Origin of the sequence: Varibaculum massiliense, assembly GCF_900106855.1 — a bacterium.
GTDB classification, from domain to species: Bacteria; Actinomycetota; Actinomycetes; order Actinomycetales; family Actinomycetaceae; genus Varibaculum; species Varibaculum massiliense.
Window position 1 is genome coordinate 2,186,111 of sequence record NZ_FNWI01000004.1, and the last position, 15,128, is coordinate 2,201,238.

Here is a 15,128-nt window from a genome sequence, read left to right on the forward strand (position 1 = left end):
CCCTAAAAATTGACTACTGTCTTTAAGAGTATCGGTATTGCTGGCTGAGGACTAGGTAGCAGTGCTAGTTTCGCCTTGGGCGGAGCAAAATTGAGACCTAAAGAAGGAGAGTTCGTGGCCGGTAAACAGTCAAAGAAATCCCGCCGACAGGGGAGAATCGGGAAAGCCATGATGGCGTTGTCCCTAGTCGGTTTCCTGGTGCTTGGTTTCGCTATTCGCGCCCCCTTTGTAATCGAATCCCCGGGCCCCACTTTTGATGTTCTTGGCTCCCAGTCGGGGCAAGGTCAGATTATTAAAGTCGAGGGCGCGAAAACTTATCCCACGAAGGGGCAGCTGCGGATGGTAACGGTTTCTATGCGAGGCGGTCCGGGAACCCACGTTACCTATGCAGAAGTACTCCTGGCTAAAATACGTTCTTTTACCGAAGTTTTACCCGAATCCTCGGTTTACCCTGCAGGAGTGACTGCCAAACAGGTAGAACAGGTTTCGCAAGCACAAATGGAGGATTCACAGCTCAGCGCGAAAGTGGCGGCGCTGAGTGAACTCGGATATAAGATTCCGGCAAAGTTCAAAGTTACCGGGGTAGCCCCGGACTCCGATTTCGCGGCCAAGCTCAAAGAAAATGACATTTTGCAGACGGTCACTTTCCGGGGAAAAACTCGGCAGTTAGAGCTGGCTAACTCACTTTTTGATGTTTTAGAGCAAACCCCGCCGGGAACTTCGCTGGACTTCAGCGTGCAGCGGGCAGGCAAAACTATTTCAGTTAGTGGCAAAACCCGTAAACCTAATGATGGTCGCCAGGGATCTCAATTGGGAATTTTCTTGAATCCCCAGGCAAAACTGCCGGTGGACATTAAAATCGCTTTGCAGGAAGTAGGAGGTCCCTCGGCAGGAACCATGTTTGCGCTGGGGATAATTGACCGCATGAGCGCGCCCTCTTTGACCGGCGGAAAAGAAATAGCGGGAACCGGAGCTATCTCCTACGGGGGACAGGTGCTGGCGATTTCGGGGATTCCCCAAAAGATGGCAGGCGCTAAAAAAGATGGTGCGCAGTGGTTTTTAATGCCGAAAGCGAATTGCCCGCAGGTAGAACCGATTAAAGGAATCCGCGCGATTCCGGTGCAAAATCTGCATCAGGCGCGTCAGGTAACCGCGCAAATCGCCGCTAATCAGATTCAGAAACTGCCGCGCTGCCCGGCTCAATAGCGAGCTGGGCTAGTTCCTCATCGCTAACCAACATAGCTTTTAATACTTCCAGCAGCTCCGGCACGATATTTTCTCCTTGCGCCACCATTTCGTCGCTATCTTCGACGCGGGCGCGGCTCGCGCACCAGGTGTTGCCGTCGCGGGTAGCCCCGGCCACAATCCGCACGTCCTGGCGGGAGGGGTGGGCAAGTAAGAACTTTTCGCGCTCTTTCGGATCTGTGGGCGCTTCGGCATCAGCTTGCGGGGAAACCAGGAAACGTTCCATCGCGACCGCTACTCCCGCCACGTCCTCGCCAAAAACTAAATGCCCGAGAGTCTCCATTAAATCTGCGGGGGGCAGGTGATCTTGGAGGACTGCCGTCAGGTGCAGCGAATTTTCGGATAGTGCCTCGCGCAGCTGATCTGCTTGAGCCGGATCCATCTGTGCTGCTAACTGAGGGAAAATCGACTTGGTATAGACAAAAGCAAACAGGCTGGGGGAGCGATCCCATCCCAGCTGAGCCACGTCTTTTTCTAAAGAGGAAACCGCTAGACGCAGCGATAGCTGCGCGGCAGATAAATCCGGTGAAGTAGTCATGGTGTTATGTTGCCATTTTCTGCAGCGTAGCGGCTAGTTATCCTCGCCGGGGTGAGTAAAAACCTTAAACGTGAAAGAATGCCTACAGGCAGATATCGAGAAATACCCGGAGGGGCTCGTGAGTAACGATCTATTTGGAAATCTTGGCTTCGGCGGCGGTAAAGGCGGTGGTTTCCGTGGCTTTCCCGGCGGATTTGGAGCCGGTAAAGCTGGCGGAAACGGAGGTGGCGGCTCTCGCGGAGGCGAGGGCGGGGCACGTCCGCCCTTGCCGCAAATAAAGTTTAAGAAACCCGGGCCGCTAGGTATCGCTATTGGCGTAATCGTGTTGCTTGTGGTGTTACTACTGGTTGCTTCACGGGTGTGGACGGAGATCCTCTGGTATCGCCAGACCGGGTATTTGCGGGTGTTGCTCACCCAGTGGATTGCTGCCGGGGGAATGTTTATTGTCGCCTTCTTGATTGCCTGGGCGATTGTGGCACTTAACTTGCAGATTGCCTACCGTAACCGCCCGGAAATGGGAACCATTGCTTCCTCGATCCGGTCTTATCGTTCCACTATTACCCGTCATCACCGCGGTATTTTCTTAGGAATTCCGGCATTGATTGCCCTATTCCTGGCAACCGGTATGGCTGCTAGTTGGCGGCAGGTTCTGGTGGCATTCACCGGTGGTTCTTTCGGTAAAAAAGATCCCCAATTCGGTTTTGATGTTTCTTTCTTCGTCTTCCGTCTGCCGTTAATCGATATGGTGGTAACTTTCCTGCTTACTTTGCTAGGAATCTCCTTAGTTGCCTGCTTGATTGCCTACTATCTATTGGGGTCAATGACGGTAACTCCCAAGGCGAAAGCTACTAAGCCGGCGCGTATCCATGTAGGAATCCTGCTGGCGATCTCTTCCGTGATGGTGGGCGTTACCTATTTCGTTGATCGCTGGACCATGGTTTATGGGCAGAATTCACCGACTGATGGTGCGATGTATACCGATGTGCATGCGATTATTCCGGCACGCACTATTTTGGCGGTTATTGCCCTGATCGTGGCGGCGCTGTTCGTATTTGCTTCCTTTAGAGGGGGCTGGTACCTGCCGGCGGCAGGTATTGCGGTGACTGTGGTTTCTGCCCTGGTGATTGGGGCAGGCTACCCGTTCATTATTCAACAGTTCCGGGTGCGTCCTAACGAGCGAGAGCTGGAAAGTCAATATATTGACCGCAATATCAAGGCCACTTTGGATGCTTTTGGAATGAAAGATTTAGATCTGATTTCTTATGATCAGGTCACTAATGAAACCAGCGCTAACCAGCTGCGTCAGGACGCCGACTCCACCCAGCAGATTCGCCTCCTAGATCCTGAGGTGATTTCCCCCGCGGTGCGGCAGATGAAGCAGTCGCGTCCTTACTATTCTTTCCCAGATCAATTCGCGGTTGACCGTTACAATTTCCCGGATAAAGACGGAAAAATGGAAAAGCGGGACACTGTAATTGCGGTGCGTGATATTAACCTTGATGGTTTGTCGAAATCCCAACGCAATTGGGTTAATGACCATACGGTTTATACCCACGGTTTCGGGGTGGTGGCCGCTTACGGTAACCAAGTAACTTCCGAGGGGTTGCCGTCCTATTGGGAATCTTCTCTGTCGGCTAAGGAATACGGGGAAATCGGAGATTACGAGAAGCGAATCTACTTCTCGCAGGCCTCCCCATTGTATTCCATAGTGGGTGCTCCCAAAGGCTCTGATCCTAAAGAGCTGGATTACCAGGACGCTAAGAATAACCAGCAGGTTTACACCACTTTCGATGGTAATGGCGGCCCGCAGGTTGGAAACTTCTTAAACAAGGTGCTTTATGCCTTGAAGTTCCGCTCTACTGACCTGTTCTTCTCTGACCAGATCAACAGCAAGTCGCAGATTCTTTATGACCGCGATCCGGCGCTGCGGGTAGCCAAAGTTGCCCCCTATCTAACCTTGGATTCGCGAGTCTATCCCGCGATTGTGGATATGGATGGCAAGCAGGGCGCCAAGAAACGGCTGGTGTGGATCGTTGATGGTTACACCACCACCGATTCCTATCCTTATTCCCAGCATATTAACCTCACGGATGCCACCGCGGATACCGCGACTGCTAAAACCGCCCAGTTCGCGGTGCAAAATAACGTGAACTATATGCGTAACTCGGTTAAAGCTGTAGTGGATGCTTATGATGGTTCGGTACAGCTGTACCAGTGGGATAAAAAGGATCCGATCCTGAAAGCGTGGCAAAAGATTTACCCCGGTCAAATCAAGCCAATGTCGCAGATCAGCGGGGATTTGATGAGCCACTTGCGTTACCCCGAGGACTACTTCAAAGCCCAGCGTACTTTGCTAGCTAACTACCACGTCACCAACCCTTCAGAGTTCTATACCGGCGGTGACCAGTGGAAACTCTCTGAAGATCCCACGGCAACTTCCCGTGACTTGGAGGGCTCTGGCAAGCTCCAGCCGCCCTACTACTTGACCATGAAGATGCCTACCGGCAAGAATACCGATCAGGGCAGCGCCGAGTTCTCTTTGACTTCCGTGTTTATCCCTGGCGGTGAAGGCCGGCGCGCGGCGATGGCCGGATTCCTGGCGGTGGATTCCGAAACTGGTAACGAGAAAGGTAAAGTCCGTAAAGGCTACGGCAAGATGCGGCTTTTGGCTTTGCCTTCGGACACCACGGTGCCTGGCCCTGGTCAGGTACAAAACACCTTCAACTCTGACCCGGAGGTCAACCGAGAGCTAAACTTGCAAGACCAGCAGGGCTCCCGGGTTATCCGCGGTAATCTGCTGACTTTGCCAGTAGGGGGCGGTCTGCTTTATGTGCAGCCAGTGTACGTACAATCTACCGGTACCACCCAGTATCCGCAGCTACGAAGCGTACTAGTTGGTTTCGGGGACAAGGTCGGGTTCGCACCTACCCTTAAAGAAGCTCTTGACCAGGTGTTCGGGGGAGATTCCGGGGCGGTTACTGCCTCTAATGATGGCAATAAGAATGCCCCAGAGGCTAAGGGTAAAGCGGGAGAGTCTGCTGCTAAAGCTCCCAGTGCGCAAGAGAAACTAAACTCTGCATTGCAGGACGCCAAGAAAGCGATGGCAGATGCGGATGCCGCGATGAAAGCAGGGGACTGGACGAAGTACGGCGAAGCCCAAAAGTCCCTAAATGACGCGATTTCCCGGGCGGTGGCTGCTCAAGATGAAGGCGCCAAGACCGCAAAGTAACCGCTAGCAGCGCAAGAGACATAGCTAAGGGGGCTAGGTCGCCAGGTAAAACTGGCAGCCTAGCCCCCTTAAATATTGGGTTTTTCTAGCTGCGTCGCCGCTCTTACCTAACGGTATCTATCGCCAGCTGGCTTGTTCCTACACCAAAATCTTGAAGATCTGGGAGGAAGGATCAATCTCTTGCACTTGCAGGGGAGAGGCCGCCATTCGGCGGCGCAGCCCTTTAATATCGGTGGGATCTGGCAGTTCAATCCCCACCAAGGCCGGTCCGGTGTCCCGGTTATTCTTCTTGGTGTACTGGAAGTAAATGATGTCTTCGCCTTCGCTGAGCACATCATTTAGGAATGCGCGCAAAGCTCCCGGCTCCTGGTTGAAAGTCACCAGGAAGTAGTGGCGTAAACCTTCGTAACGCCCGGAACGCTCGGTTACTTCCGCGTAGCGCGACAGGTCATTATTACCGCCAGAAACCAGGCAGACCACGGAGCCGTTGGGGATTTGCGGCAAGAAGTTGCGCGCTGCCGCCGAAGCTAAGGCTCCGGCAGGCTCGGCAATTACTCCCTCGGAATGGTATAGGTCGAGCATCTCGGTGCAAACCGCACCCTCAGGCACCACAACTATGTCATCGACTAAGTCCCGCACCACTTGGTAGGTCAAGTCCCCAGCTCTGCCCACGGCAGTACCATCTACGAAGGAATCTACCCGATCCAGGGATACCGGATTCCCAGCTTCCAGCGCTGCTTTCATCGAGGCCGCGCCTTCCGATTCCACCCCCACGATCCGGATTCCGGGGCGATGGGCTTTCAGCCAAGTCGCCATTCCAGCGATTAATCCGCCGCCTCCCACCGGGATCAAAATCATATCGGTATCTTCTGGCAGTTGGGAATCTAGATCCACCGCGATACTGCCTTGACCAGCAATTGTGTAGGGGTCATCGTAGGGGTGTACATAGACTTTGCCCCCATCTTTAGCCGCCTCCCCGGCCACCCGATTGGCTTCGTCAAAGTCCCCGGCTACGATCACCGGCTCTACCCATTCGCCGCCGATAGTGGCGATGCGTTTGCGTTTTTGCCGCGGAGTGGAGGCGGGCAAGAAAATCGTGCCTTTTATTCCTAGGTGCGCACAGGCGTAGGCGACTCCCTGGGCATGGTTACCCGCCGAGGCACATACCACTCCGGCTGCGCGTTCGTCCTCATCCATAGCTGCCATGCGCACATAGGCGCCCCGCACTTTAAAAGAGCGGCAAATCTGCAGGTCTTCGCGCTTTAAATAAACCGGACGCCCGACTTCTTCGCTTAACCGCTCGCTCTTTTGCAGCGGAGTTTTGGTAGCTACCTTGGCTAATACCCCGGCAGCTGCCTCTATATCTTTCGCGGTAACTGTGCTCATTACTCCTCCAATAATCGATAGTTAATAACCTATCGGGATTTTTCTTAAAGGTGCGTCGCCCTTTCGCTATCTGGCATCAAAAGCTCAATGGACTAGGGTAAAGGTATGACGAATAACCTGAAAGATCCCTTAGTGTGGATCGATTGCGAAATGACCGGCCTGGATTTAGAACAGGATTGCCTGGTAGAAGTGGCAGTGATTATCACCGATGGGCAAACCAAGATTGTGGACGAGGGGATCGACCTGCTGATTAAACCTAAAGCGGGTGCCTTAGAACACATGGGGGATTTTGTGCGGCAGATGCACACAAAATCCGGTTTGCTGAAAGAACTGGAATCTCCGGCAGCGCTCGAACTGGCCGAGGCCGAAAAACAGGTTTTGGACTATATCAAACGTTTCGTGCCCGGAAAGGGGCAGGCGCTGCTGGCCGGGAATTCGGTAGGGACTGATAAACAGTTCCTGGAAAAGGAAATGCCGCAGGTAATCTCGCATTTGCATTACCGTCTAATAGATGTTTCTTCCGTGAAAGAGCTGGCGAAACGTTGGTATCCACGCGCCTTCTATCACGCCCCAGAAAAGCATGGAGGACACCGCGCCCTCGCTGATATTCGCGAATCCATCCAGGAGCTGCGCTACTACCGCAAAGTGCTCTGGCCGGCCGGGGAAGGGCCATCTAGTGAGGAATGTGAGGCAGCCGCGAAAGAAGTTTTGACGCAAGGCTTGGGCGCCTAGCCGGATTCGGGGCTGAGTATCTTAAACGGGCGGCGGTTATGGCTGCTGCTTAAAGGCGCCTTTGGGTCTGCCAGCCTTTCCGGGGCGGGTTTGCTGCCAGTTGTCCACGGTTTCGGGTAACCACCCGTATTTAACGGCGTTTCCTGCTCCAAGTGCGGCATCGGGGGCGGGGAATGTTCCGCGCGTGATATGGCTTTTTATGGTGTGAGGGGATAGCCCGAAACGCCGGGCTATCCCGTTCACAGTTAAATAATTAATCATCGCGCTTGTTTTGGCGGTATAAGGCAATAATGCCAGCGAGAGCCGCTAGGGATACTAGCAGCTGCAATATCTGCAAAACCATGATGTAACCCTCCTAGAGTAAGAGAAAGTCCCCCCTCCTTTCGGAGGGGGTAACCTTTCATTTACTTTTTGCGCTTGTCCCACCAGGTGAGCCAGGCTACAATAGCAATTGAAAGGCTAATAATCATGTTTAGCAGTTCGACAACTAACATGATATTCCTTTCTCTTGTTTTATCCCCCGGCCTGCCCGGGGGATATTCTTTCGAGTTAATGGTCAAAATGTGTGTACGGTCTCGGCGTGTTGTGGCTTGTTTTATCGTCTGATCCTGCCTTTGCGGATGTGTAGGGAGCCGTCTTGATAGGCGGGGTTGTAGTTGATAGCGGTGTCGTAGAGGGCCGGGCCGATTGGGGCGTTGGTGGCTGGAGGTGGCTGTTGTTGGCTGGTGTTGTGGTGATGTTTGGTAAGCCAGGTGATAGGGTCTGCTGGGTCGATAGATTTTTGGTTTAATCCCCATTCGATCGCTGTTTTCATGTGGGGTTCGGATAGGCCGCGGTGGGTGTTGAGGAGACGGCGGATGGGGGCGTTGATACCTCCTTCTAACTGGCTGGTTGTGCGGTTAATGCCTTGGTTAGCGAATTCGGGCTCTAGGTAGGTAAATAGGTTTTCGGATCTAGAAAGTCTTTCTAAGCGTTTGTAGGCTCTCCTTAAGCGTTCGTGTGTCCACCACCAGTGGGTTTTACCGTTGGGGTTGGTGCTGTAGGTTTTCTCGTTGATGAACTCTTGGTAGAGCTGGTGCCACTGGTGTAGCAATCTAATCCAGTTAGCGGCTTCTTGAGGGGTATTGATGGTTAATAACTGGTTGGTAAGGGCTAGCAGGGCTTTTTCGGCGGCAGTTTTTGGTCTACGGGTCAAGTCGGTGATGGTGTTGGTTTTAACATGGAAAAGGCAGCGTTGGATAGTGCTTTTTGGCCAGGTATTTTTCAAGGCTTTTTGGATTCCGGCTCCGCCATCGGTTACTACTACTTTCGGGGTGGGAAGCCTGTTCATTAATGCTTGGTAGGCGGGCGCGTTTTCTCTTTGGCACCACTGCCAGTCGATGATTTGTTTACCGTTGGTAGCGGTGATTAGGCACCAGTTATAGGGAAGGTAGATCCCATCAAGGAGGATCTGGTTATATATCTCGCCGGTAACTTGTGGCTTAGGTATCTCAATTTGCCAACACCAGCTGATTCGCCCGCTGAAAGTCCGTCTAGGAATATCTAGCTGTTTTACGCCTCCTTTGCCTAAGAACCAGTCCAGAAACATACTGGCTTGGGTCTTAGCCGTTATATCGGGGCGGGACTTAGTCGTTGAGGCACCACAAGATTTACAACGCCAACGAGTCCTACCCGCGCTAGTGGAGGCATTACTAGCTTCCAGCCACATACAGCACAAACAGGTTGATTACAAGCACCCTTCACACCACATGCTCTCAAAGCATGTGCAAACCCCTAAAACCCCTAGTCAAACCAGCAAAAACAGCGATTCTGTACACACATTTAGGTATTAACCCGATAATTCTAACCTTATTAACCCAAATTTTAACCGGCTATCGGAAATAAGCTGCTAGGTAAGTGGGAATGGAAGATACAGGAGCTTGATAGCGTGGCTTCGGTCTTCGATACTACGCCCTGGGACTTAATGAAGCCCATGTTAGGCGATACTTGGCGCCCCCGACAGGAATCGAACCTGCAACCTCGGGATTAGAAGGCCCTTGCTCTATCCTTTGAGCTACGGGGGCTGGTTGTTCCTCAAGTTTATCGAGAAATCTCCCGGGTGCTAATTCCTTGTCCCCAGGGGTAGATAATCCTCCTTCTTCCTGGTGGCGAAGATTTATTTTTCGAAAATCTAGCTGTGGCTTTGCAACATGGTGAGGTAACCAACACTAGGAGGAATCATGAGCAAAGCAAATATTGAGGTTACCTTTACCGGCTGGGTAGCAACTGCCCCCACTTTCCACCGTCCTGACCCGACAAAACCCGAGAAGGCGCTCAGTACTTTCCGGGTGATGCACACCCCTTTCTCCCGTGATAGCCAGGGAAATTGGCAAAAAGGGGAGTCGCTCGCGGTTCGGGTAAAAGTTTGGGGGTGGGGCGCGCACTATGTGTCCCGCTCGATTCGGGTGGGGGATCCGATTATTGTTTGCGGACGTTTGATCCGCTCTAAATGGCAGGACAAAGAGCAGGTTACCCACTATGGGTTAGAGCTAACTGCCTCCTCCCTGGGGCATGACCTGACTATGGGGGAGTCTAACTTTGTGCGGATGGTAGGCGCGCTGCCTAAACGGGGGAATTTCGCTACCCCCAGTAAAGAAGGGGTGGGCTCCCTAGCTGATCCCGAGGGCGAGTTTGAGACCTCCCCGGCAGCAGCGCCCGAGGGAACAGCTAAAGCAGAGTCACAACCTGCAGAGGGCGAGGCAGCTGCGGGCGCCGTGGATCCTAACACTGGGGAAATCCTGGCTGCGGGAACAGAAAGTACCCGTGGAAGTAACCCGCCCGCATCCTCGGAAGCAAGCGCCGCCGAAAACGCTCTCGACCCGGAAGGGGAATATATTTTAGAGACGACTTTCCGCGGAGAGGCCGCCTAGTTGCCGTCCTAGTCGCGCGGGGGTTCGCTTTGCGTTTTTAACTCCACTATTCTGGGTATTAGAAACAATACCGTCTGGCAGAAAGTGGCAGCAGTGGCAGAATTCATTTACCAAATGATCCACACCCGCAAATCTTTAGGTGACAAGGTCATTTTGGACGATGTAACTATGGCGTTCCTTCCGGGAGCCAAAATCGGCATGGTCGGCCCTAACGGCGCCGGTAAATCCTCGATCCTCAAAATTATGGCGGGTCTAGATGAACCTTCCAATGGGGAGGCGCGGCTTTCTCCGGGATACACCGTTGGGATCTTGATGCAAGAGCCGGAATTGGACGATGAGCTTACGGTTAAGGAAAACGTGGAGCAAGGGGTAGGGCCGCTAAAGGCCAAGCTCGATCGCTTCAACGAGATTTCCGCGCAAATGGCGGATCCGGATGCTGACTTTGATGCCCTGATGGAGGAAATGGGGACTCTGCAGGCAGAGATTGACGCTGCCGATGGTTGGGACGTTGATTCGCAACTGGAACAGGCAATGGATGCTTTGCGTTGCCCGCCCCCGGAAACTCCGGTGTCGGTACTTTCTGGTGGGGAGCGCCGCCGCGTTGCCCTCTGTCAGTTGCTATTAAAAGCCCCTGACCTGTTATTACTGGATGAACCCACTAACCATTTGGATGCGGAATCCATCCTCTGGCTAGAAAAGCACCTGCACTCCTATAAGGGAGCAGTCATCGCCATTACCCACGACCGTTATTTCCTGGATCACGTGGCGGAATGGATTGCGGAAGTTGATCGCGGGCGTCTGTACCCTTACGAAGGCAACTATTCAACCTATCTTGAAAAGAAACGGGAACGCCTGGAAATCCAGGGACGCAAGGACGCGAAACTAGCAAAGCGGCTAAAAGAGGAACTGCAGTGGGTGCGTTCTTCAGCCAAAGGACGGCAAGCGAAATCTAAGGCACGTCTGCAGCGCTATGAGGAAATGCAGGCAGAGGCCAAGCGCACCAAGAAACTGGACTTTGAAGAAATCCAGATTCCGCCCGGACCCCGGCTGGGAACCGTGGTTTTGCGCGCCGAAAACCTGTGTAAAGGCTTTGGCGATCGCGAACTAATCAAGGATTTATCATTTAACCTACCCCCCAACGGAATCGTGGGGATTATCGGCCCGAACGGGGTCGGGAAAACCACTTTGTTCAAGACGATTGTGGGGCTAGAGGAACTCGATTCAGGCACCCTCGATATTGGGGAGACCGTAAAAGTCAGTTACGTGGATCAGAACCGCGCCGGGATCGATCCCGATAAGACCTTGTGGGAAGTAGTATCTGATGGTCTGGACTTCCTGGACGTGGGGGGAGTGACCATTCCTTCCCGCGCCTATGTAGCCTCGTTTGGTTTTAAAGGTCCGGATCAGCAAAAACCGGCCGGGGTGCTTTCTGGTGGGGAGCGTAACCGTTTGAACTTGGCGCTGACCTTAAAGCAAGGCGGAAACCTGTTGTTACTGGACGAGCCCACCAACGACCTTGATGTAGAAACCTTGGCCAGCCTGGAAAATGCGCTGCTCGAGTTCCCGGGTTGTGCTGTGGTAATTACTCACGATCGCTGGTTCCTCGACCGAGTAGCGACTCATATCTTAGCCTGGGAGGGGACCGAGGAAAATCCCGCGAACTGGTATTGGTTCGAGGGTAACTTCGAGTCCTACGAAAAGAATAAGGTTGACCGCCTGGGTGCGGAGGCTGCGCGTCCGCATCGAGTAACTCACCGCCGTTTGCGCCGCGCCTAACGGATATAAACCGCCAATAAAACAGCTACAAGAACAGGGATAACAAATGAGCGAGAGCCAAGATCAGTTGCAAGAACTGGCAAACGCCTACGGAGTTGCCATTGACTACTGGGATTATTCCGGGATTCACCGCATAGTTTCTGATGAAACTTTACGTGCAGTCCTCAAAGCGATGGATATTGACGCCGATACGCCTGCGCAGGTGGCGGCATCGCTAAAAATGGTTGAGGAGCGTCCCTGGCGGCGGGTGCTGCCCGAATGCATCGTTACTCGCAACGATGACAACTATTGGGTACGGGTACACGTTCCGCACGGCAAATCCGTAACTGTAACTATGCATTTTGAGGAGGGCGGGTCTTGGGATTTGCCCCAACTTGATGTGCTGGTTGCGCCCCGAGAAATCAATGGAGTGCTAACCGGGGAAGCCACATTTAATATCCCTCCGGGGCAGCCTTTGGGCTGGCATCGCTTAACCGCACAGGTCGAGGGGGATGAACGCCCCTATACTTGCCCAGTAGCGGTTACTCCGGCGCGTCTGGGGATGCCTAATTTGCGTGATGGGCGTGCCTGGGGGGCAATGAGTCAGTTCTATGCCAATCCTTCGCAGGATTCTTGGGGAATTGGGGATGCGGCAGATTTGGCTACCATCTGCAAGTGGGTCGCCTCCAAGGGGGCGGATTTCTTACTGATTAACCCGGTACACGCTTCCCAAGTGACTTCACCTTTGGAAAATTCTCCCTATTTGCCCTGTTCGCGTCGTTTTTGGAATCCGATTTATATTCGCCCCGATGCGATTGCGGAATACCAGGAACTTTCTGATAAGAAGCGTAAAAAAATTGCGAAGCTGCGGGAAGAGGCGCAGTCTTCGCTTAGCGAATCGCTGCCAGCTGATCATCCGGGAGTTTCCGGCTCGGGCGCGCACTTCTTCAGCGGTGATTTAATCAAACGCGATCCCGTCTGGAAGCAGAAACTGGCCGCCCTCGAAATCATTTATGAGGTTCCCCGCTCAGATGCGAGAGAAGCCGACTACCAGCAGTTCTTAGAGGAACAAGGATCAGCCTTGGAACAGTTTGCCACCTGGTGTGCCTTAACCGAAAAATACGGTTTAGAGCTGCCTGAAAAGTGGCAAACCCCAGATGCTGCCCAGTTTGAAAAATGCGGCGGCAAGCTGCGGCAGCGGCGCGAATTCTTCAAATGGTTGCAATGGGTTTGCTACCGGCAGCTGCGCCAGGCGCAACAAGTGGCTCTGGATGCGGGCATGAAGATTGGGGTCATGCACGATCTGGCGGTGGGGGTACACCATTTGGGCGCCGACCACTGGAGTGACCCAGAAGTTTATGCACAGGGGATTTCGGTGGGCGCACCCGCCGATATGTATAACCAGTTGGGACAAAACTGGACGCAGCCGCCGTGGCGCCCAGATCGCTTAGAACAGCAAGCCTACGAGCCTTTGCGGCGCACGGTAGCGGCGGCCGCAAAAATGGGGGGTGCGCTGCGCATTGACCATATTATGGGGTTGCTGCGCCTATGGTGGATTCCCGAAGGAATGCTGCCTAAAGATGGAACCTATGTGCGCTACAACCATCAAGCGATGGTGGGAGTACTGCTGCTTGAGGCATACCGGAACAACCTGGTGGTAGTGGGCGAAGATTTGGGTACCGTAGAGCCTTGGGTACGCGACTACCTGCGTTACCGGGGGATTCTGGGTACCGGGGTGTTCTTCTTTGAATTCGATGCCCCCGACCATTTGGTACCGCCGGAAGATTACCGACGCGAACAATTGGCGGCGGTGAATACCCACGATATGCCGCCGGTGGCCGGTTACCTTACCGGCGAGGACCTGCGGATACGAGAATCTTTGGATCTTTTGGATTCGACTCGTGAGGAAGCGGAAGCCAATCAAGAGCGTGTTTTTGGGGCAGTGCGCCGCGCGTTGGTTGAATATGCGGGTCTCGCCGAAGATGAACACGATATGGGCGAGATTATTCGCGCCCTCTACCGCTATGTAGCGGCTACTCCCGCTCAGCTGGTGGTGTTGACCCTGGCGGATGCGGTGCAAGAGCAGCTAACCGAGAATCAACCCGGCACCAAGTTTGAATACCCGAATTGGTGTGTTCCTCTGCGTGATCAAGAGGGCAACACCCGGTTCTTAGAAGACGTTACTGCTGACCAGTTCGCTAATCAGCTTTTGGAGATGCTAGAGGAAGCAGTACACCCTAGCTAGGGCGTCCCGGACGCGTTCGCGGGGCAGTTAGCAGGCGGTTTCTTCGCCGAGGTAGGGCAAGAGTTCTTGCAAACTGTCGGTTACTAGGTCGGCTCCTGCTTCTGCTAGGGCTGTTCGACCGTGGCTGGTAGCTACCCCATAGATCCTGCCGGCTCCGGCCTTGCGCGCTGAGATAACTCCGCTGGTGGTGTCTTCAATGACGATGCAGGAGGACGCGGGTAGCCTCAGGGTTTTTGCTCCTAACAGGTAGGGTTCCGGGTCGGGTTTGCCGGCACGGATGTCTTCTTGGCTAATCACTTTCAGGCTAGCGGGGGCGTCTAGTAGGCGCGCGGCTAACTGCGCCCATTGCCTCCAGGCGGAAGTGACTAAACATTTTGGCAGCTTTAGGTGCATGATTTCGCGGGCACCAGCAAAGAGGCGCGGGGGATCGCGGCGAATATCCACATAAGAGCGGGCTTCTAACCCCAGTTCTTCGGGGTCAAGACCGCGCCAGGGACCGGGTTCGTTTTGGAACACTTCCGGACCGGGACGTCCCTTGAAAATCTCCATTTCTTCCTCAGCTACCTGCCATCCTTTGGCAGTAAACATTCTGCGATAGGCCGCCAGATGAGTGTGTTCAGAGTCGATCAGCGTGCCGTCTAGGTCAAGCAGTAGCCCCTTAAAAGATTTGTTTTTGCAGGAGTTAGGGCTTGACGTGACCTTAGCGGGGGAGGACGCGGTTAAGACTTTAGGGGAGTTGCGGGAGTTACCGTTTTCGAGAGGATACATAAAGTCTGGCTGTTTAACGTAGTTTTTCCATGTCGGCGGCTAGTTCATCGGCTACCGGTCCCACGACTACCTGAACAGTGTGATCGATTTTTACGACCCCTAAGGCGCCGGCGCTGGTGAGCACTTCCTCGTCAACTTTTTGCGGATCCTTGACTTCTACCCGCAGGCGGGTGATGCACGGTTCAATCTCGGTAATGTTTTCGGTGCCACCTAGCCCTGCCAGCAGCTGTTTTGCCTTTTCCATGAGTTTCTCCCTGCATCTAAACCTTTAAGAATGTGCCTGTTCAATAGTGAGATTACCATCAATCTGCAAGGGTCACA

General features: G+C 53.6%; 12 protein-coding genes and 1 tRNA gene. 6 read left to right on the plus strand and 7 right to left on the minus strand.

The window, feature by feature from the left end; genetic code table 11:
- Window positions 1-114: 114 nt before the first annotated feature.
- Window positions 115-1,206: a YlbL family protein gene (locus tag BQ5456_RS09655; protein WP_083378474.1), complete on the plus strand. Its 1,092-nt coding sequence runs from the start codon at window positions 115-117 to the stop codon at window positions 1,204-1,206.
- On the opposite strand, the gene BQ5456_RS09660 is transcribed toward BQ5456_RS09655, so the two are convergent.
- A complete protein-coding gene (locus BQ5456_RS09660; protein ID WP_071129784.1) occupies window positions 1,166-1,783 on the minus strand; it encodes a PPA1309 family protein in 618 nt (205 codons plus the stop codon). The genes BQ5456_RS09655 and BQ5456_RS09660 overlap by 41 nt on opposite strands.
- A 118-nt stretch (window positions 1,784-1,901) precedes the next feature.
- Between BQ5456_RS09660 and BQ5456_RS09665 the strand changes: the two genes are divergently transcribed.
- Window positions 1,902-5,012 (plus strand): UPF0182 family membrane protein, encoded by a 3,111-nt coding sequence (locus BQ5456_RS09665; protein ID WP_083378475.1) that lies wholly within the window; start codon window positions 1,902-1,904, stop codon window positions 5,010-5,012.
- Between the two features lie 138 nt (window positions 5,013-5,150).
- Here BQ5456_RS09665 and ilvA read toward each other — a convergent pair whose 3' ends face one another.
- Complete coding sequence (gene ilvA, locus BQ5456_RS09670; protein ID WP_071129785.1) at window positions 5,151-6,398, minus strand: threonine ammonia-lyase IlvA; 1,248 nt, start codon at window positions 6,396-6,398, stop codon at window positions 5,151-5,153.
- Window positions 6,399-6,503: 105 nt separating this feature from the next.
- On the opposite strand from ilvA, the gene orn reads away from it, so the two are divergent.
- A complete protein-coding gene (gene orn, locus BQ5456_RS09675) occupies window positions 6,504-7,130 on the plus strand; it encodes an oligoribonuclease (RefSeq protein ID WP_071129786.1) in 627 nt (208 codons plus the stop codon).
- Between the two features lie 36 nt (window positions 7,131-7,166).
- Here the strand turns inward: orn and BQ5456_RS09680 are convergent, their stop codons facing one another.
- The 3 genes from BQ5456_RS09680 to BQ5456_RS09690 form a co-directional block, all read right to left on the minus strand.
- Complete coding sequence (locus BQ5456_RS09680) at window positions 7,167-7,391, minus strand: helix-turn-helix transcriptional regulator (protein ID WP_071129787.1); 225 nt, start codon at window positions 7,389-7,391, stop codon at window positions 7,167-7,169.
- Window positions 7,392-7,725: 334 nt separating this feature from the next.
- Complete coding sequence (locus tag BQ5456_RS09685) at window positions 7,726-8,847, minus strand: IS1249 family transposase (RefSeq protein WP_328585296.1); 1,122 nt, start codon at window positions 8,845-8,847, stop codon at window positions 7,726-7,728.
- Between the two features lie 270 nt (window positions 8,848-9,117).
- Window positions 9,118-9,193 (minus strand) — tRNA-Arg (locus BQ5456_RS09690).
- A 156-nt stretch (window positions 9,194-9,349) separates the two neighbouring features.
- Between BQ5456_RS09690 and BQ5456_RS09695 the strand changes: the two genes are divergently transcribed.
- The 3 genes from BQ5456_RS09695 to malQ all read left to right on the plus strand — a co-directional run bounded on the left by BQ5456_RS09695 (window position 9,350) and on the right by malQ (window position 14,039).
- Complete coding sequence (locus BQ5456_RS09695; protein WP_071129789.1) at window positions 9,350-10,039, plus strand: single-stranded DNA-binding protein; 690 nt, start codon at window positions 9,350-9,352, stop codon at window positions 10,037-10,039.
- A gap of 93 nt (window positions 10,040-10,132) precedes the next feature.
- Window positions 10,133-11,815 (plus strand): energy-dependent translational throttle protein EttA, encoded by a 1,683-nt coding sequence (gene ettA / locus BQ5456_RS09700; RefSeq protein WP_071129790.1) that lies wholly within the window; start codon window positions 10,133-10,135, stop codon window positions 11,813-11,815.
- Between the two features lie 46 nt (window positions 11,816-11,861).
- Window positions 11,862-14,039 carry a 4-alpha-glucanotransferase gene (gene malQ / locus BQ5456_RS09705; RefSeq protein ID WP_071129791.1) on the plus strand — a complete coding sequence of 726 codons (2,178 nt, stop codon included), beginning with the start codon at window positions 11,862-11,864 and terminating at the stop codon, window positions 14,037-14,039.
- Between the two features lie 27 nt (window positions 14,040-14,066).
- Here the strand turns inward: malQ and BQ5456_RS09710 are convergent, their stop codons facing one another.
- Both BQ5456_RS09710 and BQ5456_RS09715 read right to left on the minus strand, forming a co-directional pair.
- Window positions 14,067-14,807 (minus strand): HAD family hydrolase, encoded by a 741-nt coding sequence (locus tag BQ5456_RS09710; protein WP_071129792.1) that lies wholly within the window; start codon window positions 14,805-14,807, stop codon window positions 14,067-14,069.
- A 13-nt stretch (window positions 14,808-14,820) separates the two neighbouring features.
- Complete coding sequence (locus BQ5456_RS09715; RefSeq protein ID WP_071129793.1) at window positions 14,821-15,051, minus strand: PTS sugar transporter subunit IIB; 231 nt, start codon at window positions 15,049-15,051, stop codon at window positions 14,821-14,823.
- Window positions 15,052-15,128: the final 77 nt, after the last annotated feature.